Origin of the sequence: Mycobacterium sp. E136 (assembly GCF_001666865.1) — a bacterium.
GTDB lineage: Bacteria > Actinomycetota > Actinomycetes > Mycobacteriales > Mycobacteriaceae > Mycobacterium.
On the sequence record NZ_LZJE01000293.1, the window covers coordinates 1 to 514 of the forward strand.

1 protein-coding gene and 1 pseudogene are annotated in these 514 nt (G+C 63.8%); both read right to left on the bottom strand.

Annotated elements, in window-relative coordinates:
- Window positions 1-114 (bottom strand): annotated as a pseudogene (locus tag A5698_RS28705) (dihydrodipicolinate reductase); the annotation flags it as partial.
- Window positions 115-142: 28 nt separating this feature from the next.
- Window positions 143-283: a hypothetical protein gene (locus A5698_RS28710; RefSeq protein WP_156670581.1), complete on the bottom strand. Its 141-nt coding sequence runs from the start codon at window positions 281-283 to the stop codon at window positions 143-145.
- Between the last annotated feature and the right edge of the window lie 231 nt (window positions 284-514).

The window sequence follows — 514 nt, forward strand, 5'->3', positions numbered from 1 at the left end:
GGAGTGCACCCACGCCCCGACCAGTTCGAGGTCGGGCCTGCTCCGGATCGCATCGATCGCGATCGACCCGACGCCGCCCGTCCCCCAGACCACGGTTCTCAGCGGTGTTTTCACGATTCCTCCGTTGCTGCGATTGACCCCGTCACCAGTGCGGCGCGCTCGAGATACTCGCGACCGATTCGTCGCCCTGCCGTCTCCCACACATCTGCACAGCGACCGAGTACAGCTCGGTCGTCGGCGCTCCCTCGGCGGGCGCCCGGATGTCGAACCGGAGCGTGAACATCAGCACCGCGACAAGGCCGGGGTATTCACGACGACCGACTCTAACCTAATCTTTGTTCTGGTTACCATTAATAGTGGATGCTATTCTCAGCGCTGGCTTTGTCGCCACACCGGGCTCCCGGAGGAGGATCGATGACCGGAGGTAAGCACCGCGTCGTGGTCTGGTCGACCGGCGGAATCGGCTCCATCGCGATCCGCGCGATCTCACAGAGACCCGACCTGGATCTGGTCG

Bases quoted from the DNA above. Each gene is read 5' to 3' on its own strand.
- A5698_RS28710 (WP_156670581.1), bottom strand. From the start codon at position 283: ATGTTCACGCTCCGGTTCGACATCCGGGCGCCCGCCGAGGGAGCGCCG.